This window comes from Bradyrhizobium sp. CCGUVB14 (genome assembly GCF_024199935.1).
In the GTDB taxonomy this organism is placed as follows: Bacteria; Pseudomonadota; Alphaproteobacteria; order Rhizobiales; family Xanthobacteraceae; genus Bradyrhizobium.
Genome location: NZ_JANADS010000001.1, coordinates 6037284 through 6060842 on the forward strand (window position 1 = coordinate 6037284; position 23559 = coordinate 6060842).

Here is a 23559-nt window from a genome sequence, read left to right on the forward strand (position 1 = left end):
GCTGCAATCCACGCCACGACCAGATGAAAGCAATATCCCGATGAAACCCGCCCTCTTCTCCGCCTGGCAGACCTGGGCGCTTCTCTCCGCCTGCTTCGCCGCGCTGACCGCGATCTTCGCCAAGGTCGGCGTCGAGAACATCAATCCCGATCTCGCCACCTTCATCCGCACCATCGTGGTGCTGCTGGCCTTCTCGGTGCTGCTGTTCTTCACCGGCCAGTTCGCCGTTCCCTCGGCGGTCTCGTCGCGAACATGGCTGTTCCTGGTGCTGTCGGGGCTCGCGACCGGCGCGTCGTGGCTGTGTTACTTCCGCGCGCTGAAACTCGGGCCCGCAACATTGGTGGCGCCGATCGACAAGCTCAGCGTCGTACTGGTCGCCCTGTTCGCATTCGCTTTTCTCGGCGAGCGCCCGACAGCGCAGGGCTGGGTCGGCATCGCCATGATCGGCGCCGGCGCAGTTCTCCTGGCCGTGAAGTTTTAGGACGGAACAAAGCTGGCCTGAGATCGGTTTCTGCCGGGGCGCTTCCCAGCCTCGATCGAGAGACCGATGTCGCGCGAAAACCCCGATCAGGCAAAGCAGGCCGGCCGCGCGCTGGACGCGGCGAACTTCTTCCTCGCCGACGTCCGCGACGGGCTCGGCCCCTATCTCGCCGTCTATCTCCTCACCGAGCAGCACTGGGACGAGGCGCGGATCGGTCTCGTGATGTCGATTGCGACCATTGCCGGCATCGTGGCGCAGACGCCGGCCGGCGCGCTGGTCGACGCGACGCGAGCGAACCGGATGGTGATGGCGATTGCCGCCGTGATGGTCACCCTTGCCTCGCTGTCGCTACCGCTGTTTCCGACCTTCGGACCCGTTGCAATCTCGCAAGGCATCGCCCAGGCCGCCGCAGTCATCTTTCCGCCGGCCATCGCCGCCGTCTCACTCGGCATCTTCGGCCATGCCGCCTTCACCCGGCGGATCGGCCGCAACGAAACCTTCAATCACGCCGGCAATGCGGTTGCGGCCGGTCTCGCCGGGCTCTCCGCCTATTGGTTCGGTCCCACCGTCGTGTTCTACCTTCTCGGCGCCATGGCGGTCGCGAGCCTCGCCAGCATCCTCGCAATTCCCGAACGCGCCATCGACCACGACCTTGCGCGCGGGTTGGACGACGCCGATGCACAGAGCGAGCAGCCATCCGGCCTCGCCGTGCTGCTGACCTGTCGCCCGCTGCTCGTCTTCGCGATCTGCACCGCTCTGTTCCACCTCTCCAACGCGGCAATGCTGCCTCTGGTCGGGCAAAAGCTCGCTCTCCAGGACAAGAACATGGGCACCAGCCTGATGTCAGCCTGCATCGTGGCAGCCCAAATCGTGATGGTGCCCTTCGCAATGCTGGTCGGGGCCAAGGCCGACCATTGGGGCCACAAGCGCTTCTTTCTCGCCGCGCTCCTGATCCTGCCCATTCGCGGCGGGCTCTATACGCTCTCGGACAATCCGTTCTGGCTGGTCGGCGTGCAGTTGCTCGACGGCGTCGGTGCTGGCATTTTTGGCGCGATCTTCCCTGTGATCGTCGCCGACCTCATGCGCAACACCGGCCGCTTCAACGTCGCGCAGGGCGCCGTCATCACCGCCCAGAGCATTGGCGCGGCGCTGTCGACGACCCTCGCCGGCTTCGTCGTGGTCGGTGCTGGTTACAGCGCAGCCTTTGTCACGCTCGGCGCGGTCGCCGCGATCGGCGCCGTGATCTGCCTCCTCGCCCTCCCCGAGACGCGGCGCAGCGCAGACGGCGGTCCGCGCCCACAGGGGAAGACAGCGGCTTCGGCTTCCGCTATCGCTGCCAAATGAACTCACGCCACAAGGATTGAACGTGCCGTCTGACGCCATCTGGGCCTGGAGCATCATCGTCGCCGCGACCGCGGGCGTCATCATCCGCCCCTTTCGACTGCCCGAGGCGATCTGGGCCGTGCTCGGTGCCGGCGCCCTGGTGCTGCTCGGCTTCCTGCCATGGCAGGACGCCCTCACCGGCATCGAGAAAGGCATCGACGTCTATCTCTTCCTGATCGGCATGATGCTGATCGCCGAGCTAGCCCGGCTCGAAGGCCTGTTCGATTACCTCGCAGCGCTTGCGGTCGAATATGCCGCGGGCTCACCACAGCGGCTGTTCCTGCTGATCTATGTCGTCGGCACGGTCGTGACCGTGCTGCTCTCAAACGACGCGACGGCGATCGTGCTGACGCCGGCCGTCTATGCCGCCACGCGCGCGGCGGGCGCAAAACCGCTGCCTTATCTGTTCGTCTGCGCTTTCATTGCGAACGCCGCAAGCTTCGTGCTGCCGATCTCGAACCCCGCCAACCTCGTCGTGTTCGGCGCGCGCATGCCGCAGCTTGTCGAGTGGCTGCGCCTGTTCGCCCTGCCCTCGGCCGCCTCGATCCTGCTCACCTATATCGTGCTACGCCTGACCCAGCATCGCGCGCTGAAAGACGAGACCATCGCGCGCAGCGTGCCGCATCCCAAGCTCGGCCGCGGCGGCAAGCTGACGGCCGTCGGCATCATTGCCATCGGCGCCGTACTGGTCACGGCATCGGCGCTCGACAAGCAACTGGGCCTGCCGACCTTCATCTGCGGCGTGGTGACGGCCGCCATCGTGCTGCTGATCAGCCGCCAGTCGCCGCTCCCCGTGCTCAGGGGCGTGTCCTGGAGCGTGCTGCCGCTGGTCGGCGGTCTGTTCGTGATGGTGGAGGCGCTGGTGAAGACCGGCGTGATCGGCCAGCTCAGTGCGCTCTTGCACGAAGCCGTCGCACAATCAGTAACGCACGCCGCCTGGAGCGTCGGCATCGCGACAGCGCTGGCCACCAATATTGCCAACAATCTGCCCGTCGGCCTTGTCGCGGGCTCGGTCGCCGCCAGCGATCATCTGCCGGCCCCTGTCGTCAGCGCCATCCTGATCGGCGTCGATCTCGGACCCAATTTGTCGGTCACCGGCTCGCTCGCGACCATCCTCTGGCTGGTCGCGCTGCGGCGGGAGAAGATCGAGGTCGGCGCCTGGCCGTTCCTCAAGCTCGGCATTTTGGTGACACCGCCCGCCCTGATCGCGGCGCTGGCGGCCGCGATCAGGTGAGCGTGCTCAGTCGATCTCAAAAATATCGAAAACAACCCCATGCAAAGTAGCCGACCACCGTCCGCGCGTCGCCATGCGCATTTTCCGAACCCGTTTGACACGTCGGGCAAAACAGGGGCACAATGTCATCGTCGGCGACACGACACTGCGGCCCATTGGAGGGCCGTCAGTATCCCAACGCCCTCGGCAGGGCCGTGCTGATCTCCGGGACAAAGGCGATCAGGATCAGGCAAAGGAAGAGTATCCCGAGATACTTCAAGATCGGCACGATGGTGTCCTCGAGCCGCACACCGCCGATGAGGCACGCACCATAGAGGCCGAGACCGAGCGGAGGTGCAAATAGCCCGATCCCCATGCCCACGACAAGGATGACCCCGTAATGGAGGGGATCGACGCCGAGTTGCCGTGCCACCGGCATCAGCAGCGGCGCGAAGATGATCAGTGCAGCGGCTCCCTCCAGAACGGATCCCATCACGATCAGGATCAGGACAGAGAGAAGAAGAAAGACCCAACGCCCGTGCTGGGCGGTCAAAGCCACCAAGACATCCGCAATCGCGTGCGGGATCTGTTGCAGCGTCAGGACATAAGCCAGGCTCTGGGCGGCCGCTACGATGAAAAGAACCATCCCTGAGCGCACGGCCGCGTGCCGCATGACCGAGCCGACTGCCGTCCAGGTCATCTCCCGGAATAAGACCCACCCGACGGCCAGTGCATAGACAACCGCAAAAGCAGAAATCTCCGTCGCAGTTGCAAAGCCCGATCGATAGCCGCCGAAAATCAGCACGATCAGGCCGAACGCCGCGACGCCGCTGGTCGCCATGCTCGTCATGGATTCGCCGGCGCCGCCGACAATCGCGGCCTGCGTGGTGCGACGCCCCGCGACCACAGCCGTGAGAATGAGGGCGAGTGCCATCAGCGCCGAAGGGAGCAGACCCGCCATGAACAGGCCGCCGATCGACAAGTTCGCGACAAAGCCAAGGATGATGAGATTCACGCAGGGAGGAATAGTCTCTGCCATGACCGCCGAGGCCGCGAGCAGCGCGACCGCGTCTCCCGGCTTCTGTCCGGATTTGCGGGCCGCTGGCACCAACACGGAGCCGACGGCCGCGATGTCAGCCATCTTCGAACCGGAGATGCCGGAAAAGATCACCATCGCGAGGACCATCACGACGTCGAGGCCCCCGCGAATCCGGCCAGCACCTCGTTGCAGAAGTGAGATCAGACGGACGGACATGCCGTTCGCCTCCATCAGATAGCCGACCAGGATGAAGAACGGCACGGCAAGCAGCACAAAGTTATCGATGCCGCGCGCCATCTGCTGCGCAAGGAACTGGCCCGGCAACATGTCGCCGCACCAGACAAAAACCAGCGCGGAAAGCGCCAGAACGAAGGCGATCGCGACACCGGCCACCAAGGACGCGACAAAGACGAGACCCATGATCCACGGCAGTCCCGGCGTGGTGTCTGGCGAGAGCGACAGCCAGGCCGTCCAGAGGGCGGCCAGGATCGCATAGCCGGCGACCGCCGCGACGGTATCCCGCCGGCGGAAACGCAGGCAGGTATCGATCGCAAAAAGCGTCATGGCAGCGGTCGCAACGCACAGGGGAGCAAAGAAGACTTCCTGTGGCACCCCGGCCCCGACCGTTTGCCCCGACGTTTCAACCAGCAACTGGGTTGCGTAGTAGAACGACCCAGCCGTGATGATCACAACAAGCGCAGCCACCGCGGCATCGAGTTGCTCGCGCCGGCGCGGCGCAATTCGATCGACAAAGAACGTCACGCCGGCATTGTCGCCGCGCGCCAATGCCGCAGCCGCGCCGAGAAAGGTCACGGCAAGGAGCAGCGCGCGAGCAACATCGTCGCTCCACTCCACCGGCGTGTCGAACAAATGCCGGCCGAGGACCGATCCGATGACGACAAGAAGATCAGCCGCGAGCAGAGCCGTTGCCGTCCACTCGAGAACAAGCAGCAGGCCCTTCAGGAAAGCCGGCCAGATGCCTTCGACCGCCAGTTGTCCGGTTCGCGCCACGGTGACGGGCGTCGTCATCGATCTAGCCGTTTTCGGTCTGGCGGATCGCATCCAGCAGCGGCTTCGCGGCGGGTGTGCGCTCGGCGAAGCGATCCCACATCGGTCGAACGTGCTCCCGGAACGCGCCACGATTGCATTCAGAAATGGTCACGCCGAGCTTCTTCAATTCCGCCGTCGCGTCCGCCTCGATCTGACCGGCTTTGGCAAAGTGTTCATCCGTGGCCTGCTGGATGGCCTTGATCAGGCCGTCGCGCTGCGCCGCAGGCAGTCTCGTCATGGTGCGGTCGCTGATGAAAGCGCCGAAGGGCGTGTGAATATGCTTGGTCAGCGTGAAATTCTTGGCCGTTTCATAGAATTTCGCCGAAATGATCGTCGGGGCGTCGTGCTCCAGCCCGTCGATCACACCAGCCTGAAGTCCGGTGTAGATCTCGCCGAACGCCATCGGCGTTGCAGCGGCACCCATCAGCTTGACGGTCTCCGTCACCACCGGATTCGGCAGGCAGCGAATCTTCTTGCCGGCGAGCTCGGCGGGCTCCTTGAACGCGAACTTTGTCATGAAATTGCGGGCGCCGAGATTGCGCCCCCAGGCAGGGAAATGCACACCGGCCTTTTTCACCAGGAGCTGTCGCACGGCCTCGCCCCCTGGTGAGGATGCAACTCTTCGCATGTGATCATAGTCCGCGAAGATGTAGCCGAGATCGAACGCGCCGATCTCGGGCACGACGTTGGTCCAGATCGACGTGCCGACAAGCATCATGTCGACGACGCCCAACTTGACCTGGTTGACGACATCGGCCTCCTGGCCGAGCTGATTGTCCGGGAAGAATTGTGTCGCAACCTGCCCGTCGGTCGCCTCCTTCAGCCGCGGCAGAAAGAGATCATACCAGATCCGGGCCGTCGAAAATTTCGGGTCATTCGGAAACGACGTCGAGACTTTGAGCGTCGTGGCAGCGGCAGCCGGCCTGATCAGGGCCGGAGCTGCAAGCCCTCCTGCGATACCCGCCAACATCGCGCGGCGCGAAAACTTCGTCATGATGCCTCCCCTTCGGTTTGTTGCTTTGGCGTTATCCGTCAGTCGTTCTCGTAGCCGTAGACTTCCGGCAGGATGAAGATTGCGGCTAGCAATCCGATCAGCGGGAAGATCGCGACCATCAGGGTGGCATTGGCCTGCCCGACTGCAGCGAACACCGTCGGGAACAGGAAGATCGCCAGGAACGACGGCAGCTTCACGAACATGTAGGCGAAGCCGCTCGCCGTGCCGCGGTACTTCGGCTTGGCGACCATGGTCGGAATCGTCATGCAGTTCGACGCGTCCCAATAGTGGCCCCACAACATGGCGGCCGCCGCGAACGGCAGCAGGATCTTGTTGTCGGTGTAGAGCGCGAAGGCGGCGACCAGCAGCGAGGCCAGCACGATCGAGAAGCCGGCGATCGCGATGCCACGGTGGCCGATCTTCGGCGTCAGCAACGGGCCGACCCAGCCGGACAGAGCCGCGAAGCAGAACAGCGCCATGGTCACCAGGTTGATGCCGAGCACGCTCGACACGCCGACCATCACGAACAGCACGGGCAAGTAGAATGCGAAGGTCGAGAACTCGCTGCCTTGGGCGAAGCAGGCGATCCAGCCGTAGACCGTCGCGCGCCAGCGGATCGGGTCCTGCTTGAGGTCGGCGAGGAAGGCACGAGTCGAGACCTTCGGCACCGGAACGTCCTGGTCCGGCAGCATGGCGAGGTCGTCGTTGAACATCTCGCGCGCGACCTGCTTGGCCTCACGATAACGCCCCTTCTGCACCAGCCACACCGCCGTCTCCGGCACGTCGTGGCGCATGATCAGGATGATCAGCGCCGGTACCGCACCGAGGCCGAGCGTCACGCGCCACAGCATCTCGTGCTGAATGTCGAGCAGCAGGAAGATCACGATGACGCCGATGGTCAGCACTTCGCCGACGGCGAACATGAACTGCCAGCGATTGCCCATCACCTCGCGCTCACCTTTCGCCATGGATTCCATGATGTAGGTGTAGCCGGTCGAGATATCGGAGCCGAGCGGAATGCCGAGCAGGAAGCGGATCACGACGAGCCAGGCGACGCTCGGCACAAAAGCCTGCGCCAGCGCCAGCACGATGAACATCACCATCGTCACCAGGAACATCACGCGGCGGCCGATCTTGTCGGACAGCCAGCCGCCGAGCAGCGCGCCGATCAGCGCACCGCCTTGCGTGCCGGCCGCGGCAAGGCCGAGCATCAACGGATCGGGATTGTACTGCTCCTTGATGAAGATCAGCACGAAGGCGATCGAATAGAGATCCCAGGCCTCGACCAGGATCGAGGCCATCATCAGCCAGCCGACCTTGTTGCCCTTTGGACTGTAATTGGTGATGAGATAGCGGACCGCGGCTTCGCTCGCGGTCGGTTGTGGCACGGCCATCGTTGACATGTTGGTCCTCTCTTCGAAATTTTTCTACGCGTCGAGCAGCGGCTCGATGCTGCAATCGAGCAGGCGCGGATCGATCCCCGCCTCCATGCCGACGAATATCGTATCCATGAAGTCGATCAGCGCGTCGCTCGCATTCACGGCAGCATCAACGCGGCGTGTGGCGATCGCATTCAAAATGTCGAGATGGCGATCGATGGTGCTCGACAAGTCGGTCCGCCCCGGCATGTGGCGGTGATGGATGAAGCCGATGCGCCGGTAGAGCGTGTGCAGTGGCCGCATCGTATGCGCGAGGAAGGGCTCGCCGCCGGCCTCGAGGATCAGCGCGTCGATACGGCGGTCGAGGTTGTTGAACTCGTCGAGCGTCAGGTTGGCGCGTCGCTCGCGCAGCACGCGCTCGATATGCAGGGCTTGGTTGCGATGCGAGAGGCTGGCGCGATCAGCAGCCAAGCGGATCACGAAGCGTTCCATGTCGCGGCGCAGGCCCAGCAGCATGCGCTCGCGCGCCAGATCGATCGGGGCGACCTGCAAACCATGGCGCGGACGGATAATGATCAGCGTGTCGGCGGCAAGCGTGTTGACGGCATGGTGTACCGGTGTGCGGCCAAATCCCGTGATGTGCTGCAGCTCCAGCATGGTCAGGAACTGACCCGGCCTCAGCTCGCAACTGACAAGAAGATCCTCGATCTTCTGATAGGCAAGCTCGACGAAATTGACGCGGTTGCGCCTGCTGATGGCGCCTTCGCTCTCCGCGTTGACCAACTCGAGCGCGCGTTTGCGCCGCACCATGCTGTCCTCCCCATCGCCCTCGCCTCGTCTTGGGCCAGGTCGCATCATTGTTGTGACATGCTTAAAACATGTTGTGATATATTACAAGTGCGCGTATGACGGCGTCTCCAAGGCTGCGGAGCGGCCAAGGAAGAACGACCAAGGAAGAACAACAAGACGGGCGCTAGCCGCGCTCACGATGGGAGGACAATTGCCGTGAAGATCACGTCGATCGAGACGCTGCGCACCGAGGAATTCTCCAACGTCATCTGGGTGCGCGTCCACACCGATGCCGGCGTCATCGGCTTGGGTGAGACCTTCTATGGCGCGGGCGCGGTCGAAGCGCAGATCCACGACACCTTCGCCGGCCGCCTGCTCGGCCGCAATCCGCTCCACATCGAGGCGATCCATCGCGACATGCTGAACCTGCCGATGGCGCAGTCATCGACCGGCGTCGAATATCGCGCAGCATCGGCGATCGACATCGCGCTGTGGGATCTGTTCGGCAAGGTCTGCAATCAGCCGGTGCATCAGATGCTAGGCGGCCTCTGCCGCGACAAGCAGCGCATCTACAACACCTGCGCCGGCACGCAATATGTGCGCTCCACCAATATCAGCCCGGTCTCCAACTGGAATCTCGGCGCCTCCAAGGGCCCCTATGAAGACCTCGACGGCTTCATGAACCGCGCCGATGCGCTCGCCGAAAGCCTCCTGGAAAGCGGCATCTCGGCGATGAAGATCTGGCCGTTCGATCCGGCAGCGCAGGAGAACAAGGGTCTCTACATCACGGCCGCCCAGATGAAGCAGGCGATCGAGCCGTTCGAAAAAATCCGCAAGGCCGTCGGCGACAAGATGGAGATCATGGTCGAACTCCATTCGCTGTGGAATCTGCCGACCGCAAAGCAGATCGCCCGCGCGCTCGAGCCCTACAAGCCGACCTGGTACGAAGACCCGATCCGCATGAACTCACCGCAGGCGCTCGCCGAATACGCCCGCTCGACCGACGTCTGGGTCTGCGCCAGCGAGACGCTGGGCTCGCGCTTCCCTTACAAGGACATGCTCGACCGCGACGCCATGCATGTGGTGATGGCCGATCTGTGCTGGACCGGCGGCCTCACCGAGGGCCGCAAGATCGCGGCGATGGCCGAGACCTATCACCGCCCCTTCGCGCCGCATGACTGCATCGGCCCGATCGGCTTCATCGCCGCCATCCACATGTCGTTCAGCCAGCCCAACACGCTGATCCAGGAATCCGTGCGCGCCTTCTACAAGGGCTGGTACAATGAGCTCGTCACCACGATGCCCACGATCAAGGACGGCTATGTCTTTCCGATGGAAGGCCCCGGCCTAGGCGTCGACCTTCTGCCCGCCGTATTTGAGCGCTCCGATCTGACCGTGCGCCGCTCCAACGTCTGAGGATCTTTTGAGATGAGCACCGCCCTCTTCGACCTTTCCGGCCGCACCGCGCTGGTAACCGGCTCCTCGCGCGGGCTTGGCCGCGCCATTGCCGAGGGCATGGCCAAGGCCGGCGCCAAGATCATCATCAATGGCGTCGATCCGAAGCGTGTCGAGCAGGCTGTCGCCGAGTTTCGCGCCGCCGGACACCAGGCCGAGGGCGCGGCGTTCAACGTCACCGATGAGCCCGCGATCGTGGCGGCCTTCAACGACTTCGACAAAAAGGGCATTGCGGTCGACATTCTCGTCAACAATGCCGGCATCCAGCACCGCAAGCCGCTGGTGGAATTCACCACCGACGAATGGCGCAAAGTGATCGAGACCGACCTCACCAGCGCCTTCGTGATCGGCCGCGAAGCCGGCAAGCGCATGATCCCGCGCAAGCGCGGCAAGATCATCAACATCGGCTCGCTCGGCAGCGAGCTGGCGCGGCCCACGATTGCGCCCTACACCGCGGCCAAGGGCGGCATCAAGAACCTGACCCGCTCGATGGCGGTGGAATGGGCCCAGCACGGCATCCAGGCCAATGCGATCGGCCCCGGCTACATGCTGACCGACATGAACGAGGCGCTGGTCAACAACACCGATTTCAACAACTGGCTGATGGGCCGCATCCCCTCCAAGCGCTGGGGCAAGCCGGACGAGCTGGTGGGCGCGGCGATCTTCCTCGCCTCGGACGCCTCAACTTATGTCAATGGCCAGATCATCTATGTCGATGGCGGCATGATCGCCGCGATGTAATCGCGAAACAGGGAACGAAACCATGCGCGCTGTCGTCATTCACGCCCCGAAAGACCTGCGGATCGACAACTATCCCGATCCGGCGCCCGCCCCGGGTGAAGTCCGCGTCAAGATCGCCAACGGCGGCATCTGCGGCTCCGATCTGCACTATTACCACCACGGCGGTTTCGGCGTCGTCCGCATCCAGCAGCCGATGGCGCTGGGGCACGAGATCGCCGGCGTGGTCGCGGCCGTCGGCGACGGCGTCACCAGCGTGAAGGTCGGGACGCGCGTTGCGGTCAATCCGAGCAAGCCGTGCGGCCAATGCCTGCATTGCCAGGAGGGCATGCGCAACCAGTGCCTCGACATGCGCTTCCTCGGCAGCGCGATGCGCTTTCCCCACGTGCAGGGCGGGTTTCGCGAGTTCATCTCGGTCGACGCGACGCAGGCCGTGCCGATCTCCGACAAGCTGTCGCTCGCCGAAGCCGCGGTCGCCGAGCCGCTCGCGGTGTGTCTCCACGCCGGCAAGCAGGCTGGCCCCCTCCTCGGCAAGCGCGTGCTGATCACCGGCTGCGGCCCGATCGGTGCGCTGATGATCCTGGTGTCGCGCTTCGGCGGTGCGTCCGAGATCGTCGTGACCGATGTTGCCGACGCGCCGCTCGCGGTCGCCAAAAAACTCGGCGCAACGCATGCGATCAATGTCGCGACCAATGCGTCCGCACTCGATCCCTGGCGCACCGGCAAGGGCGTATTCGACACGCTGTTCGAGGCTTCCGGCAATCAGGCCGCCCTGCGCACCGCGCTCGACGTGCTCCGTCCCGGCGCGACGCTGGTACAGCTCGGCCTCGGCGGCGAGATGACGCTGCCGATCAACTCCATCGTCGCCAAGGAATTGCAGCTCCGCGGCACCTTCCGCTTCGATCCCGAGTTCGAGCTCGCAGTGCGGCTGATGGGCGAAGGCCTGATCGACGTAAAGCCGCTGATCACGGCGACCATGCCGTTCGAGAACGCAGTCGCCGCGTTCGAGCTCGCCAGCGACCGCTCGCAATCGATGAAGGTGCAGCTGACGTTCTAAGCCCGGCCTCAGGGCTGCGCCAGTGCGGCCATGACCTCGCGGGAGACGAAGATTTCGGCACGCTCCCACGATTCGTCGTTGTCGCCGCGGAAAGTGTAGAGCTTGTCCATCACGACCTTCCTGGCGCCAACGTCGATCACCGCGACCTTGGCCCATTGCACCAGCGTGCTCGTCTTCTGGATGCCGCCGATGACCTTGAACGCCGCCCCCTCCTGCACGGACGGCGCAAGCCGGTAGCGCGGGTCGGCGGCGATGTCCCGCCGGAGCGCGACCATGAACGCCTGCAGCCGCCGCTCGTGGGCGGCACTCTGGTCGTTCGGCTCGGCCGAGGTGTCGGTGTAGCTGAAATCGTCGAGCGCAATGGCGGTGGCCTCGGCGGCCAGGGCCCGGCCATCCGGCCCGGCCGCGAGAACAACAAGGAAAGACAGCAACGACAGGGCACGGCGCATCGCGAACCTCGCATGATGGAAAGGCCACAAGCTAGGCGGACGTTTCCCGCACCGCAGCCGGGGCGATCCCGACCAGTTCCGGGAAAATTTCACGACGTTGCACCGCGGTAAGGGTGTCGCTTTGCGTCGGTCCCGTTCTGCCCTTTAATGCAGAGGCGACAATTCCGTTCGCGCCAGGTGCCCGCCGATGTGGAACCGCCCGAGATTCGATCTCAAGGTCCGCCTGACCTTGCGCGTGGCCGCCATATCGGCCGCCTGCTTCGCCGCGATCTCCGCCTATTTCCTGATCACGGCCGACCGCGCGGCCCATGCGCGCATCGACGGTATCGCCGCCATCGTGGCGAAGACGCTGGAGCTGCAACAGGGCAAAGTGCTGTGGGCTGCGAGCCCCCGCTCCGACTTTCCCAACCTCGACCCCGTTTCGGCCTATGTGATGACGCCCGGCCTGTGCCTGGCCTTCCGTGGTGTCGGCGGCGAGATGCTGCAGCGCTTCTGCAGCGGCGCGCCGATTCCGGAGGACCCGCCGCCGCAGATTTTTACGGCGTTCTATCATGGCCTGTTCGACCCCGGTCGCGAAGCGGCCCGGCCCGTGATCCTGCGCGGCACCAAGCTTGGTGAAGCGGTGGTCTCGGTCGATCCGGCCGTGCAGACGGCCGAGGCCTGGCATGAGGCCGGCCGCCTGATGCTCGCGCTCGCGATCGCCCTGCCGCTGTTGTGTGTCCTGGTCTATGCCGCGCTGGCCCGCGCGCTGCGCCCGACCCGCATGATCCGCGCCGGCCTCGAGCGGGTTGCCGCCGGCGACCTCACCGCGCGGCTGCCGCCGTTCGATCTTGCCGAGCTGTCCGCGGTGCGCGACGTCTTCAACCATCTCGCCGAGAGCCTCGATACGGCGTTGGCCGAGCGCGCCGAGCTGACGCGAAAACTGATCGCGCTCCAGGACGAGGAGCGCCGCCATCTCGCGCGCGAGCTGCACGACGAGTTCGGCCAGTCGCTGGCCGCGATCCGGGCGCTCGCCTCCTCCGCACGCCAGACGGCCGCGCAGGACTGCCCCTCCTTGCTTGGCGAGTGCGACGGCATCGCGCGAACCGCAACCGGCATGATGGAGACATTGCGCGGCGCGCTGTTCCGGCTGCGTCCGCCGGATGTCGAGGAGCTTGGGCTTGTGGCCAGTCTTGAAGGCCTGGTTGCGGGCTGGAATGGACGCAGCCGCGGCGAGACCCGTTTTTCGATCCGGTTCGACGGCACGTTCGAAACCCTGCCCGCCACGATCAGCGCCAATCTCTATCGCATCGTGCAGGAAGCGCTCACCAATGCCGCCAAGCACGCCGGCGCCACCAAGGTCAGCATGGAATTGGCGATGCATGCCGGCGAGATCGCGCTCGCCATCGACGATGACGGGCGCTCGACCGATCCCGCGGCAAAATCCGGCATGGGCCTGCTCGGCATGCGCGAGCGCGTGGCGGCGCTACGCGGCCGTCTGAGTTTTGAACCCGGCCCCGCCGGTGGCTCCGCGCTGCGCGTCGTCATTCCGCTCGCAGCCGCCGCTCCGCAAGCGCTGGAGCACGCGGCATGACCGCAACCATTTTGCTGGTCGACGACCATTCCGTCGTCCGCGAAGGCTATCGCTCCGTGCTCGAGAAGCAGCCGGGCCTGCGCGTCATCGCCGAAGCCGGCGACGGCGCTGAGGCCTATCGCCTGTTCAAATCCGAGACGCCCGATCTCGTCATCATGGATCTCAGCATGCCCGGCATCGGCGGCGTCGAGGCCGTCAGGCGGATCAGGCAATGGGACAAGGGAGCAAAGATCCTGGTCTTCACCATGCACGAGAATGCCGGTTTCGCCGTGCAGGCGATCCGCGCCGGCGCGAGGGGCTACGTCACCAAGACCAGCCCGCCGGAGACGCTGGTGCGCGCGGTGATGGACGTGCTCGCCGGCAAGATCGCGATCAGTCCCGATATCGACCACGAGCTGGCCCTGAGCCGGATCAGCGGCGAGAGCTCGGCCGCCGACGTGCTGACGCCGCGCGAGTTCGAGGTGCTGCGGCTGCTGCTCGCCGAGAACACGACGGAGGAGATCGCCGAGACGCTCCACGTCAGCCCGAAGACCGTGGCCAACCTGCATTCGCTGATCAAGGACAAGCTCGGCGTCGGCTCCGACATCGAGCTGGTCCGGCTGGCGCTGCGCCAGGGCATCTTGACCGAGCCCAATCTCGGCGACGCGTGAAGCCGACGCCGATCATTCGCGCGCGACCACCTGGTCCAGCCACGCGCAATTCAGCGGCGGCACGCGCGGATCGGCGACCCGCACGCCGCGCGCGGCCGCATCCATCCGCATGTCGCGCAGGCGCTTGCGCTGCTCTTCGGGCATGTTGAGCCGTTCGTGCCCCCACAGCGACGGACCGTCAAAGGTCTCGTGCGGCTGCCAGGTCTGGGGATCGATGATGCGCCCGCCCCAGCCATATTCGATGAAGAAGCCGGACGGCGTGTTCACATAGAACGACGTCATGTGGTCGTTGGTGTGCCGGCCCAGCGTATAGACGACGCGGCCGTCTTCGAGCTGCGCGAGATCGTAACCCTGCCCGACATCGTCGAGACTGCCGAGCTCCACCATGAAATGATGCAGCGCCTTGCGTCCCGAGCCGACCATCGCAAAGGAATGATGCCGGCCGTTGACGTGGAAGAAATAGAGCCCGTAGGGCTTCAGCCCGAAATCGGAGACGTGAAAGCCGAGCACATCGCGATAGAACGGCACCAGCGGCTCGACATCCTCGACATTCAGCACGACGTGCCCCATGCCGAGCGCGCCTGTGCGAAAGCCCGAGATCGGGCGGCCCGGTTTGAAAGGCTCGGTCGCGAGCTCCGGTTTGCAGAAGGCTTCGAGCCGGTTGCCAGCAGGATCGGCAAACGTGATAAGTTCGGCGACATGCCGTTCATCGGCCAGCGCGCGCGATCCGCGCGTCACCTTGACGCCGTGGCTTTCCAGTCGTCCGGCCAGTTGGTCCAGTTCGGCAGTCGAGGGAACTTCCCATCCCATCACCGCAAGGCCGGCGTCGCTGCTGCCGTCGACGATCAGGCGCTGCTTGCGATCGTCCATGCGAAAGGCGCGCATCCTGCCGCCGCGATCGACCTGCTGCATGCCGAGTAGTCCGGTCGCCATCTGGCCCCACTGATCGAGCTGTGATGAATTGATCCCGATATAGCCGAGCGCGGTGATTTCCATCGACGTTCTCCCAAGGGCCTCGCATCCGTTGCACTGCGGCGAACTTGATACCGGCCGCGCACGATCCTACGGTGTCGTCCCGCAATCGCCTCGCGTTCGCAGAGACGATAGTCGACGGGCCATGCGCCACAAGGGAGGAAATACGAAGTGTCCAAGGAGCGGACGCGGAACGGCCAGCCGCGGCAGTCGGAGGGCGTCCGCGCCTTCAAGCGTGGGCTGGACGTGCTGCAGGAGGTCAACCGCTCCGGTGGCATCCGCGCCGGCGACGTCGCCCGCGCGCTCGACCTGCCCCGCCCGACCGTCTATCGCCTGCTCGAGACGCTGGAGGAACTCGGCTATGTCGCCCGCAGCGCTAGCGACGACCGTTTTCGCGTCACCCGCCTCGCCCTGAGCCTCGGCGATGGCTACGACCCCGGCGTAGTGATCTGCCAGGCGGCCGCGCCTTATCTCGCCGAACTCAGCAAGACCCTGGTCTGGCCGGTCGATCTCTCCACCTACGAGAATGCCGCGATGGTGGTCCAGGAAACCACCCATTCCCGCAGCCCGCTCTCGATTGACCGCGGCATGATCGGCAAGCGCCTGCCGATGCTGCGCACGTCGGCGGGCCGCGCCTATCTCGCCGCCTGCCCCGCACGCGAGCGCGACCTCATCGTCGGCCATCTCCGCCGCATCGACGAGGCCGACGACCGCCCCTTCCTCGACCAGGGTCGGCTGGACCAGATGATCGCCGAGACGGCCACGCGGGGTTACGCCATCCGCAGCGAAGGCGAGTACAATCCGAAGACGGCCTCGATCGCCGTGCCGATCGTCCGCGACGGTGCCGTCTACGGCTGCATCTCCATCATCTGGATCCGCTCAGCGCTGGCGATCGAAGACGCCATGGCTCAGTTCGTCGGCCCGTTGCGCGATACGGCCGAAGCGATCCCGGTCAGCCCCTAGCTCACTCTTACGGGCAACGATGCAAGGCCTCGCAGAACGTTGTTGAGCGCCAGCACGGGCTCGCCGATCTCGAAGCGAACCACCTTCTCGACCAACACTTCCAACAGTGCGGTCATCTCCAGCCGGGCCAAATGCAGGCCGGCGCACATATGCGTCCCGTTGCCGAAGCCGAGGTGGTCGCTGGCGCGCCGGCGCACGTCGAAACGTTCAGCGTCTTGCCATTTCCGCTCGTCGCGATTGGCCGAGGCATAGAGCAGCAGCACCCGGCTTCCGCCCGGAATTCGCACGTCGCCGATCGTCGCTTCCGTGGCAAGATGGCGGGTGAAGCCGCGAATGGGCGATTCCAGCCGAAGCGACTCATTGATGGCGTTGGGGATCAGCGTGGGGTCGCCTCGAACCAGATCCCATTGCGCGGGATATTTGCCGAACAGCATGATCAGGTTCGCGGTCGCAAAGATCGTGGTGTCGAGGCTTGGACCGAGATAATCGCGCATCAATACCGGACAACGATTTGGCTCGACCTCACCGCGTTCTCCGGTCTGGAAAATACGATCTCCCCAACTGCCCGGCCGCAAATGCTCGCGAATGCTCGTGCCGCCGAGATAGCCGCGCATTTCCTGTACGTCGGTCATGGCGGCACAACCACGTGCGTTCATCGTCCCGAGCACGTTGAACGTGGCCGAGGCCCAACGCAGCATGCTGCCGCGGCCATAGTCTTCCAGCCCCACCAGCTTGGACACGATCGTGAGCGGCAGGTGCTGCGCAAGATCCGTCACTGCATCGAATTGTCCGCGCATCACGAGGTCATCAACCAGCCGCCGCGCCTCAGCGCGAATCTGCGGGCCGATCTCTTCGAGCGCGCGCGGCAGCAGCGGCGCGGCAATGATCGCACGCAACCGGTCATGTAAAGGTGCATCGCTCGCGAGTGTTGTGCCACGCGACATCTCGTTGACGTGATCGTTGGCGGCAACCCCTTGCGCGGATGAAAACACACCGGGGTTGCGCAAGGCGGCGCGGACGTCCTCGAAGCGGCTGACCGCATAGAGCCCGTTGTGCGGCAGCCACACCGCTGCGCCCAGATCGCGCAGCGCCCGGTAGTGCGGATAGGGATCGTGCAGGACATCGTCGCCGTAGAGATCGACGTCGTAGACCGGGCACTCCGCTATCGCCGGCATGACCGCTGCTCCGTTCTGCTGCTCAGCGCACGGCAATCCATTCACCCTTGTCAAGCTTGCCGAGCGTCAGCGCGCTCTGGTCCAGTCCTGTGTGGTCGTTCGGCCCGTAATTGTAGACACCGCGCGACCCGGCGATGCCCTTGAGCCCCTCGATCGCGCTGCGCAGACCCTCACGAAATTCCGCGGTTCCGGGCTCTCCCGCCTTCAATGCCGCGGGCACCGCACGCTCGATCAAGATCACTGCGTCGTAGGCCGAGCCTGCAAAGATGTTGCGGCTCCCGGGTCCGAACTTGGCCTCGTAGCGCTGGATGAACTCAAGCGCTGCCTTCTTCGCGGGATAGTCGTCCGGGAAGGACGCGGCGCCGACCGCCGGGCTCAGCGGCACGAAAATGCCCTCGCCCTGCGCGCCGGTCAGCTTGCGGAAATCGCCGAATGTGGCGCCGAGCGTGCCGTAGATCTGGCCCTCATAGCCCTTCTCCCGCAATTGCAACAACGGAAGGGCCGCCGGTGCGCCCGAGGCAGCAATCAGAACCGCATCCGGCCCAGCCGCCATGATCTTCAGGATCTGCCCAACCACCGTGGTGTCCGTCCGCGCATATTTCTCGTCGGCGACGAGCTCGATCCCTGCGGCCTTGCACATATCGGCGCTGACCCTGCTCCAGGCATCGCCATAGGAGTCGCCAAAGCCGATCAGCGCGAGCTTCTTCACGCCGGTCTTCTTCATATTCGCAAACAGCGGCGTCGCCTCGTGATCGTCATTGGTCGTGGTCTTGAAGATCCAGCGCCGCCTGGCATCGACCGGGGCGACCAGCGCGTTGACAGGCGCGAGCGTGATCACCGGCAGTTTGTACTCGACCGCCGGATCGATCGCGGCAAATGAACCTGGAGTCGAGGTCGGCCCGACCAGGATGTCGATCTTGCTCTCCTGATATAGCTTACGCAGCGCAGCAACCGCCGCCGTGCTGTCGGAAGCCTCGTCGAGGAAGAGATAGTTGACCTTTTTGCCGGCAATCTCTGTCGGGCCGAAAATCGTGCCGTTCCGCTCGGCGTTGCCAATTGCGGCGGCAGGTCCCGTCGCCGACAGGATGATCCCGACATTGATATCGGCGGCAAAGCCTGGTGCCACAAACAATTGCATCGCAAGGCACACGCCCAGCACAGATCGCGGCATGGCTCTCTCCTCCCGCCGGCCGCCTGGTGGGCAGCCTGCATTTTATTGCCTTTGACCCTTCCCTAGCCAAAATGAGCCCGCGGCGCGTAGCGCTATCGCCGAGTTGTCCGGCTGGCGGACAGCAGGCCGACAGTGAGATCTCGTGTCCCGATGATCCCCCATCCTCTGGGCGGACGCTTCGGCCGGCGCCGTTGAAGCGGTGGCATCGTTGCGCGAAACGGTGGCCGCCATCTCGATCGAGTCCCAGCGCGCCTTCTACGGGACCTTGGATCCGGCACGCCGCTGCGAATTCAAGGCCTGGGAGGACGCATCAAAGACAACGCGGCATTGCGGACTGAGCTGATCGCGCTGAGCCGCCATGCAACTCCTGATCTGGGCGCGGTCGGGAACGTAAGCGGCGCAAAGCCGAAGAGCATCTCCCATGCAGGCTTGCCGCTGGTCAGCCTCGCTCGGCCCGGACTGAGCAAGGGCCGGCGTGATCATTGCCGTCAGCAAAGCAAGAACAAGACGAAATTGCATAGGACTCACTCTCAGGTTGGGATTTCAGCGAGGCTGGCGATGCCATCCAGCATCATCGTGGAAGGTGGAGAAACGTCGCGATGGTCGTCTCGATCAGCAGATCGCGAGAGGTTTCCGGATCGATCTCCGGCGCGATGCGATTGAGCAGCATCGGAAACGCAGGCGGCTGGTTCAGCGCGGCGTTGAGCAGAGCGAAAAACAACGCCGGGTGGCGGCTGCGGATGATGCCTGCTTCAATACCTGCGGAAAACAGCTCGCGAACCGTCGCGTAGGCGGGATGCAGAAGCCGATCCAGCACCAGTACGGCCCGCTCCGGCGCGTCCGTGGCATGTCGAAGGACGAAATCCCTGACATCCGGATGCGCAGCATAGAAGGCAGCGATCTCGGTGATCACGCCGCGAAGCCGTTCTCCCAGCGGGCGGGCAGAATCGCAGGCGATCTTCTGCACGCCGGCCATGGCGGGAAGCCCGATCGACACCACCCGATCCAGGCAAGCCTCCCAGAGCGCCGCCTTGTTGCCGAAGTGAACGCGAACCAGATTGGCGCTGACCTTGGCGGCAGCGGCTACGCTGCGCAGATCTGCGCCATCGAAACCATGGCAGGCAAACGCGTGGGTGGCCGCCGCCAGGAGCGCCTGGCGACCATCCGGCATATCCTTGCTCCGCCGCCCTCTCGGGCGCGCCGGCACAGCATTCTTCCTGGCCTTCGCCATCATCACCTGCGTATATGTTCATATGAACATATATTCGTCAGTAGCCCATTGCAAGCCCCAATTCCGCGCACGCTTGTCCCGCTGGGACGTCAGCGAGCCGTGTGTCCGCTGGACGGACACTCGGCGCGGCGCCGTTGAAGAGATGGCACCGCTTGGGGAAGAGATAGCCGCATGCAGGATAAATCAGCCCCCGAGGAATTCGACGTCGTGATCGTCGGCCGTGGCCCGGTCGGCGCGACGCTTGCCAATCTGCTCGGCCTCTGCGGCCTGCGGACGCTGGTGCTGGAGCGCGAGGCGCGGACCTATCATCTGCCGCGCGCGGTGCATTTCGACGACGAATGCATGCGCATATTCCAGACCATCGGTCTTGCGGACGCGATCCTGCCGCACGTCACCCTGAGCCCCGGCATGCTGTTTCTCGACGCCGACGGCAAGATGCTGCTGGACTGGTCGCGGCCGCAGACGCTGACGCCGATGGGCTGGAATCTCAGCTATCGTTTCCATCAACCCACGCTGGAGGACCTCCTGATCGGCGGCCTTGCGCGCTGGCCGCATGTCAGCCTGCGCAGCCGCTGCGATGTCTTCGCGCTGGACCAGGACGAGCGTGGGGTGCGCGTCCGCTACGAGGATCTTTCCAGCGGGAAACTCAGCGAGGTCCGCGCCGGTTATGTGATCGGCTGCGATGGCGCACGCTCTCTCGTTCGCCGCTTCATCGGGTCCGGGATGGACGATCTCGGTTTCCATGAGCGCTGGCTGGTGGTCGACGTGCAACTCAAGCGCGCCCGCGACGACCTCGGCGACTACAGCATCCAGCATTGCGACCAGCACCGGCCGGCGACCTATGTCCGTGGCACCGGCACACGGCGGCGCTGGGAGATCACGGTTCGCCCGGACGAGGATTCGAACGACGTCGCGCAGCCGGCAAAAGTCTGGGAGCTGTTGTCGCGCTGGATCACGCCTGACGATGCGGAGCTCGAGCGCGCCGCGGTCTACACCTTTCATTCCGTCATCGCGCAGCAATGGCGCAACGGCCGGCTGCTGCTTGCCGGCGATTCCGCGCACCAGACCCCGCCCTTCCTCGGCCAGGGCATGTGCGCCGGCATCCGCGATGCCGCCAATCTCGCCTGGAAACTCGCGAGCATCATTCGCGGCGGCGCATCGCCCGATCTGCTCGACACCTATCAGAGCGAGCGCGCGCCGCATGTGCGCGAATTCATCGAGCTCGCCATTCGCCTGGGCGGCGTCATCAACACCAAGGCGATCGAAGCCGGCCTTGCCGCCGGTGAAGCGCGCGAGAATGCGCCGGTCAAGCTTGAGTCGAAAAAGCCCCTGCTCGGCCCCGGGCTCGCACTCGGCGATCTTCCGCTCGCCGGACATCTCGCGCCCCAGTTCAAGCTCAAGAACGGCGGCCGCGGCGACGATCTCATCGGCTACAGCCACGTGCTCCTCGTCGAGAGCGCGGCGCGTCCCGCGCTTTCGCAGGCGGGAATCAAAATCCTGACCAGCGACGATGCCGAAGGCATCGGACCCTGGCTGCGCGAGCACGGCATCACCGCCGCGCTGGTTCGCCCCGACCGCTACATCCGCGGCACCGCCCGCGATGATGCCGAGCTCGACAGGCTCGTCGCCACCATCATGCCTCCAACCCACGTGCCGTCCGCGGCCTGACCGAACAAACCTCAGGGATATCTCATGAAGCTGCTCTCTTTCATCGCCAACGGGCGCGCCTCCTTCGGAGCCGTCAAGGACAACGGCGTCGTCGATCTCGGCACACGCATGGCGCCTTGCACCACGCTGCGTCAGTTGCTCGAAGCCGGTCGCGAGGCCGAGGCGGCAAAGCTGATCGCATCCTCGTCGCCCGATCATCCTCTCGACGCCATCAGCTTCGCCCCCGTCATTCCCGATCCCGGCAAGATCATCTGTGTCGGCCTGAACTATCGAGATCATGTCGCCGAAACCGGCCGCACCGTGACCGAGAAGCCGGCGCTGTTCGTTCGCTTCCCCTGCAGCCAGGTCGGCCATCTTCAGCCCATCTTGAAGCCTGCGGTGAGCGACGACTTCGACTATGAGGGCGAACTCGCGCTCGTCATCGGCAAGCAGGGCCGCCACATTCCAGCGAGCCGTGCGCTCGACCATATCGCCGGCTATGCCTGCTACAACGAGGGCAGCGTCCGCGACTGGCAGCGTCACACCAGCCAGTTCCTCTCCGGCAAGACCTTTGCGGAGAGCGGCAGCTTCGGCCCGTGGCTGGTGACGACGGACGAGATCCCCGATCCGTCGAAGCTCACCCTTCAGACCCGCTTGAACGGCACCGTCGTGCAGAACACGACGACGGATCTGCTGATCACCGCCATCCCCGAGCTCATCGCCTACATCTCGACGATCTGCCCGCTCGTCCCCGGCGACGTCATCGTCACGGGCACACCGGGCGGCGTCGGCCTCAAGCGCACGCCACCACTGTGGATGCGACCCGGCGACACCGTCGAGGTCGAAATCTCCGGCATCGGCATCTTGCGCAACAAGGTCATTGCCGAGGCGGCCTGACCACCGCACCCGATCCACCAACGATAAAATCAGGAAACGCCATGGCCATCATCCGCACGACATCCACCGCCATCCTGCTGACCACGCTGGCGCTCGCGGGCGCCGCGCGCGCCGAGATCAAGGGTGACGCCATTCGCGTCGGTGTCCTCACCGACATGAACGGCATTTTCGCCACCGCGATGGGCCCGGGTTCGGTCGAGGCGGCGCGGATGGCGGCGGAGGAGTTCAGCGGCAAGATCAACGGCAAGCCGATCGAGATCCTGCAGGCCGACCACCAGAACAAGCCGGACCTCGCGGCCTCGCTCGCACGAAAATGGTTCAGCGACGGCGTGCAGGCGATCGCGGATGGCGGCAGCTCCGGTGCGGCACTCGCCGTGCAGGAGCTGGTGCGCGGCAACGGCAAGATCTTCCTGGTCTCCGGCGCCGGGGCCAACCAGCTCACTGACGATGCCTGCGCGCCCAGCAGCGTGCAGTGGACCCAGGACGCTTATTCCACTGCGACTGCGGTTGTCTCCGGCGTCATGCAAACCAGCAAGGAGCCGTGGTTCTTCATCACCGGCGATTACGCCTTCGGCCATTCGATCGAGGCGACCGCCCGCGATCGCATCGCGGCGCTCGGCGGCAAGGTCGCCGGCAGCGTCAAGGCCCAGCTCGGCACGCCAGACTACTCGTCGTTCCTGCTCCAGGCGCAGTCCTCGGGCGCAAAGATCCTCGCGATCAACGTCGCCGGCGATAACGCCACCGCGATCAAGCAGGCCGAGGAATTCGGCCTCGCCGACCAGGGCATCAAGATCGTGCCGATGTCGTTCCAGAACGTCGATATCGAGGCCGTCGGCCTGAAGGCGACGCGCGGCGATCTCATCGTCACCTCGTTCTTCGAGGACGTCTCGCCTGCGGCGCGAAAGTTTTCAGACGCGTTCTACGCGCGCCGCAAGGCGATGCCGTCACAGATCCAGGCCGGCGTCTATTCTGCCGTGCGCCACTATCTGCAAGCCGTGAAGGACACCGGCTCCGATGACAGCGCAACGGTGATGGCGAAGATGAAGGCGACGCAGGTCGCGGACGCCTACACCACCAATGGCCGCATCCGCGAGGACCAGCGCATGGTGCACGATCTCTATCTGGTGCAGGTCAAGACACCGGAGGAATCCAAGGGTCCGTGGGATTTCGTCAAGTTGGTCGCGACCATCCCGCCCGATCAGGCCTTCCGCCCGCTCGACCGCAGCAAGTGCGGCCTGGTTGGGAAGTAAGCA

Annotated in this window: 20 protein-coding genes and 1 pseudogene; 12 read left to right on the forward strand and 9 right to left on the reverse strand. The window is 64.8% G+C overall.

The genetic code is table 11. From position 1 onward, the window contains the following. Positions 1-40 precede the first annotated feature (40 nt). From NLM32_RS28285 to NLM32_RS28295, 3 genes are all read left to right on the forward strand, one after another. A complete protein-coding gene (locus tag NLM32_RS28285) occupies positions 41-481 on the forward strand; it encodes an EamA family transporter (RefSeq protein WP_254132081.1) in 441 nt (146 codons plus the stop codon). A gap of 66 nt (positions 482-547) precedes the next feature. Then, the gene (locus tag NLM32_RS28290) at positions 548-1825 is read left to right on the forward strand and encodes an MFS transporter (protein ID WP_254132082.1); all 1278 of its coding nucleotides are present in this window, start codon (positions 548-550) and stop codon (positions 1823-1825) included. A 22-nt stretch (positions 1826-1847) separates the two neighbouring features. Beyond that, positions 1848-3098 (forward strand): arsenic transporter, encoded by a 1251-nt coding sequence (locus NLM32_RS28295; RefSeq protein WP_254132083.1) that lies wholly within the window; start codon positions 1848-1850, stop codon positions 3096-3098. A 166-nt stretch (positions 3099-3264) separates the two neighbouring features. Here the strand turns inward: NLM32_RS28295 and NLM32_RS28300 are convergent, their stop codons facing one another. Genes NLM32_RS28300 through NLM32_RS28315 form a run of 4 tightly spaced genes read right to left on the reverse strand, consistent with a single transcriptional unit; the run spans position 3265 to position 8349 of the window. After that, positions 3265-5145 carry a TRAP transporter large permease subunit gene (locus tag NLM32_RS28300; RefSeq protein WP_254132084.1) on the reverse strand — a complete coding sequence of 627 codons (1881 nt, stop codon included), beginning with the start codon at positions 5143-5145 and terminating at the stop codon, positions 3265-3267. Positions 5146-5149: 4 nt separating this feature from the next. After that, positions 5150-6160 carry a TRAP transporter substrate-binding protein gene (locus tag NLM32_RS28305; protein ID WP_254132085.1) on the reverse strand — a complete coding sequence of 337 codons (1011 nt, stop codon included), beginning with the start codon at positions 6158-6160 and terminating at the stop codon, positions 5150-5152. Positions 6161-6198: 38 nt separating this feature from the next. Then, entirely contained in the window at positions 6199-7563 is a 1365-nt protein-coding gene (locus tag NLM32_RS28310; RefSeq protein ID WP_254132086.1) for an MFS transporter, read from the reverse strand. Positions 7564-7587: 24 nt separating this feature from the next. Continuing rightward, on the reverse strand, positions 7588-8349 hold the full coding sequence (locus NLM32_RS28315; RefSeq protein ID WP_254132087.1) for a GntR family transcriptional regulator: 762 nt from the start codon (positions 8347-8349) through the stop codon (positions 7588-7590). Between the two features lie 195 nt (positions 8350-8544). On the opposite strand from NLM32_RS28315, the gene NLM32_RS28320 reads away from it, so the two are divergent. From NLM32_RS28320 to NLM32_RS28330, 3 genes are read left to right on the forward strand one after another with little or no spacing between them, the layout of a single operon-like run. Next, positions 8545-9744, forward strand: a complete 1200-nt coding sequence (locus tag NLM32_RS28320; protein ID WP_254132088.1) for a mandelate racemase/muconate lactonizing enzyme family protein — start codon at positions 8545-8547, stop codon at positions 9742-9744. A gap of 12 nt (positions 9745-9756) precedes the next feature. Further along, on the forward strand, positions 9757-10524 hold the full coding sequence (locus NLM32_RS28325) for an SDR family oxidoreductase (protein WP_254132089.1): 768 nt from the start codon (positions 9757-9759) through the stop codon (positions 10522-10524). Between the two features lie 22 nt (positions 10525-10546). After that, the gene (locus tag NLM32_RS28330; RefSeq protein ID WP_254132090.1) at positions 10547-11578 is read left to right on the forward strand and encodes an L-idonate 5-dehydrogenase; all 1032 of its coding nucleotides are present in this window, start codon (positions 10547-10549) and stop codon (positions 11576-11578) included. An 11-nt stretch (positions 11579-11589) separates the two neighbouring features. Here NLM32_RS28330 and NLM32_RS28335 read toward each other — a convergent pair. Further along, a pseudogene (locus tag NLM32_RS28335) lies at positions 11590-12027 on the reverse strand (DUF2380 domain-containing protein); the annotation flags it as partial. A gap of 187 nt (positions 12028-12214) precedes the next feature. Here NLM32_RS28335 and NLM32_RS28340 point away from each other — a divergent pair. After that, positions 12215-13600, forward strand: coding sequence for a HAMP domain-containing sensor histidine kinase (locus NLM32_RS28340; RefSeq protein WP_254132091.1), 1386 nt, complete (start codon positions 12215-12217; stop codon positions 13598-13600). Beyond that, positions 13597-14250 (forward strand): response regulator transcription factor, encoded by a 654-nt coding sequence (locus NLM32_RS28345; RefSeq protein WP_254132092.1) that lies wholly within the window; start codon positions 13597-13599, stop codon positions 14248-14250. Before NLM32_RS28340 ends, NLM32_RS28345 begins: the two co-directional genes overlap by 4 nt. Positions 14251-14262: 12 nt before the next feature. Here the strand turns inward: NLM32_RS28345 and NLM32_RS28350 are convergent, their stop codons facing one another. Beyond that, a complete protein-coding gene (locus tag NLM32_RS28350) occupies positions 14263-15246 on the reverse strand; it encodes a VOC family protein (protein WP_254132093.1) in 984 nt (327 codons plus the stop codon). A 147-nt stretch (positions 15247-15393) separates the two neighbouring features. Here NLM32_RS28350 and NLM32_RS28355 point away from each other — a divergent pair, with 147 nt between their 5' ends. Beyond that, a complete protein-coding gene (locus NLM32_RS28355; RefSeq protein WP_254132094.1) occupies positions 15394-16185 on the forward strand; it encodes a DNA-binding transcriptional regulator in 792 nt (263 codons plus the stop codon). Here NLM32_RS28355 and NLM32_RS28360 read toward each other — a convergent pair. From NLM32_RS28360 to NLM32_RS28370, 3 genes are all read right to left on the reverse strand, one after another. Then, complete coding sequence (locus NLM32_RS28360; protein WP_254132095.1) at positions 16182-17360, reverse strand: cytochrome P450; 1179 nt, start codon at positions 17358-17360, stop codon at positions 16182-16184. The genes NLM32_RS28355 and NLM32_RS28360 overlap by 4 nt on opposite strands. A 22-nt stretch (positions 17361-17382) precedes the next feature. After that, entirely contained in the window at positions 17383-18531 is a 1149-nt protein-coding gene (locus NLM32_RS28365; protein ID WP_254132096.1) for an ABC transporter substrate-binding protein, read from the reverse strand. Between the two features lie 571 nt (positions 18532-19102). Beyond that, positions 19103-19702: a TetR/AcrR family transcriptional regulator gene (locus NLM32_RS28370; protein ID WP_254132097.1), complete on the reverse strand. Its 600-nt coding sequence runs from the start codon at positions 19700-19702 to the stop codon at positions 19103-19105. Positions 19703-19933: 231 nt separating this feature from the next. Here NLM32_RS28370 and NLM32_RS28375 point away from each other — a divergent pair, with 231 nt between their 5' ends. From NLM32_RS28375 to NLM32_RS28385, 3 genes are read left to right on the forward strand one after another with little or no spacing between them, the layout of a single operon-like run. Then, positions 19934-21430, forward strand: coding sequence for a bifunctional 3-(3-hydroxy-phenyl)propionate/3-hydroxycinnamic acid hydroxylase (locus NLM32_RS28375; protein WP_254132098.1), 1497 nt, complete (start codon positions 19934-19936; stop codon positions 21428-21430). A 24-nt stretch (positions 21431-21454) separates the two neighbouring features. Beyond that, positions 21455-22306, forward strand: a complete 852-nt coding sequence (locus NLM32_RS28380) for a fumarylacetoacetate hydrolase family protein (protein WP_254132099.1) — start codon at positions 21455-21457, stop codon at positions 22304-22306. A gap of 41 nt (positions 22307-22347) precedes the next feature. Then, the gene (locus tag NLM32_RS28385; RefSeq protein WP_254132100.1) at positions 22348-23556 is read left to right on the forward strand and encodes an ABC transporter substrate-binding protein; all 1209 of its coding nucleotides are present in this window, start codon (positions 22348-22350) and stop codon (positions 23554-23556) included. Positions 23557-23559: the final 3 nt, after the last annotated feature.

Coding starts and splice junctions, on each gene's coding strand:
- NLM32_RS28315 (WP_254132087.1), bottom strand. CDS start 8,349: ATGGTGCGGCGCAAACGCGCGCTCGAGTTGGTCAACGCGGAGAGCGAA.
- NLM32_RS28365 (WP_254132096.1), bottom strand. CDS start 18,531: ATGCCGCGATCTGTGCTGGGCGTGTGCCTTGCGATGCAATTGTTTGTG.
- NLM32_RS28290 (WP_254132082.1), top strand. CDS start 548: ATGTCGCGCGAAAACCCCGATCAGGCAAAGCAGGCCGGCCGCGCGCTG.
- NLM32_RS28370 (WP_254132097.1), bottom strand. CDS start 19,702: ATGCCGGATGGTCGCCAGGCGCTCCTGGCGGCGGCCACCCACGCGTTT.
- NLM32_RS28305 (WP_254132085.1), bottom strand. CDS start 6,160: ATGACGAAGTTTTCGCGCCGCGCGATGTTGGCGGGTATCGCAGGAGGG.
- NLM32_RS28385 (WP_254132100.1), top strand. CDS start 22,348: ATGGCCATCATCCGCACGACATCCACCGCCATCCTGCTGACCACGCTG.
- NLM32_RS28325 (WP_254132089.1), top strand. CDS start 9,757: ATGAGCACCGCCCTCTTCGACCTTTCCGGCCGCACCGCGCTGGTAACC.
- NLM32_RS28285 (WP_254132081.1), top strand. CDS start 41: ATGAAACCCGCCCTCTTCTCCGCCTGGCAGACCTGGGCGCTTCTCTCC.
- NLM32_RS28380 (WP_254132099.1), top strand. CDS start 21,455: ATGAAGCTGCTCTCTTTCATCGCCAACGGGCGCGCCTCCTTCGGAGCC.
- NLM32_RS28330 (WP_254132090.1), top strand. CDS start 10,547: ATGCGCGCTGTCGTCATTCACGCCCCGAAAGACCTGCGGATCGACAAC.
- NLM32_RS28345 (WP_254132092.1), top strand. CDS start 13,597: ATGACCGCAACCATTTTGCTGGTCGACGACCATTCCGTCGTCCGCGAA.
- NLM32_RS28340 (WP_254132091.1), top strand. CDS start 12,215: ATGTGGAACCGCCCGAGATTCGATCTCAAGGTCCGCCTGACCTTGCGC.
- NLM32_RS28310 (WP_254132086.1), bottom strand. CDS start 7,563: ATGTCAACGATGGCCGTGCCACAACCGACCGCGAGCGAAGCCGCGGTC.
- NLM32_RS28360 (WP_254132095.1), bottom strand. CDS start 17,360: ATGCCGGCGATAGCGGAGTGCCCGGTCTACGACGTCGATCTCTACGGC.
- NLM32_RS28350 (WP_254132093.1), bottom strand. CDS start 15,246: ATGGAAATCACCGCGCTCGGCTATATCGGGATCAATTCATCACAGCTC.
- NLM32_RS28300 (WP_254132084.1), bottom strand. CDS start 5,145: ATGACGACGCCCGTCACCGTGGCGCGAACCGGACAACTGGCGGTCGAA.
- NLM32_RS28375 (WP_254132098.1), top strand. CDS start 19,934: ATGCAGGATAAATCAGCCCCCGAGGAATTCGACGTCGTGATCGTCGGC.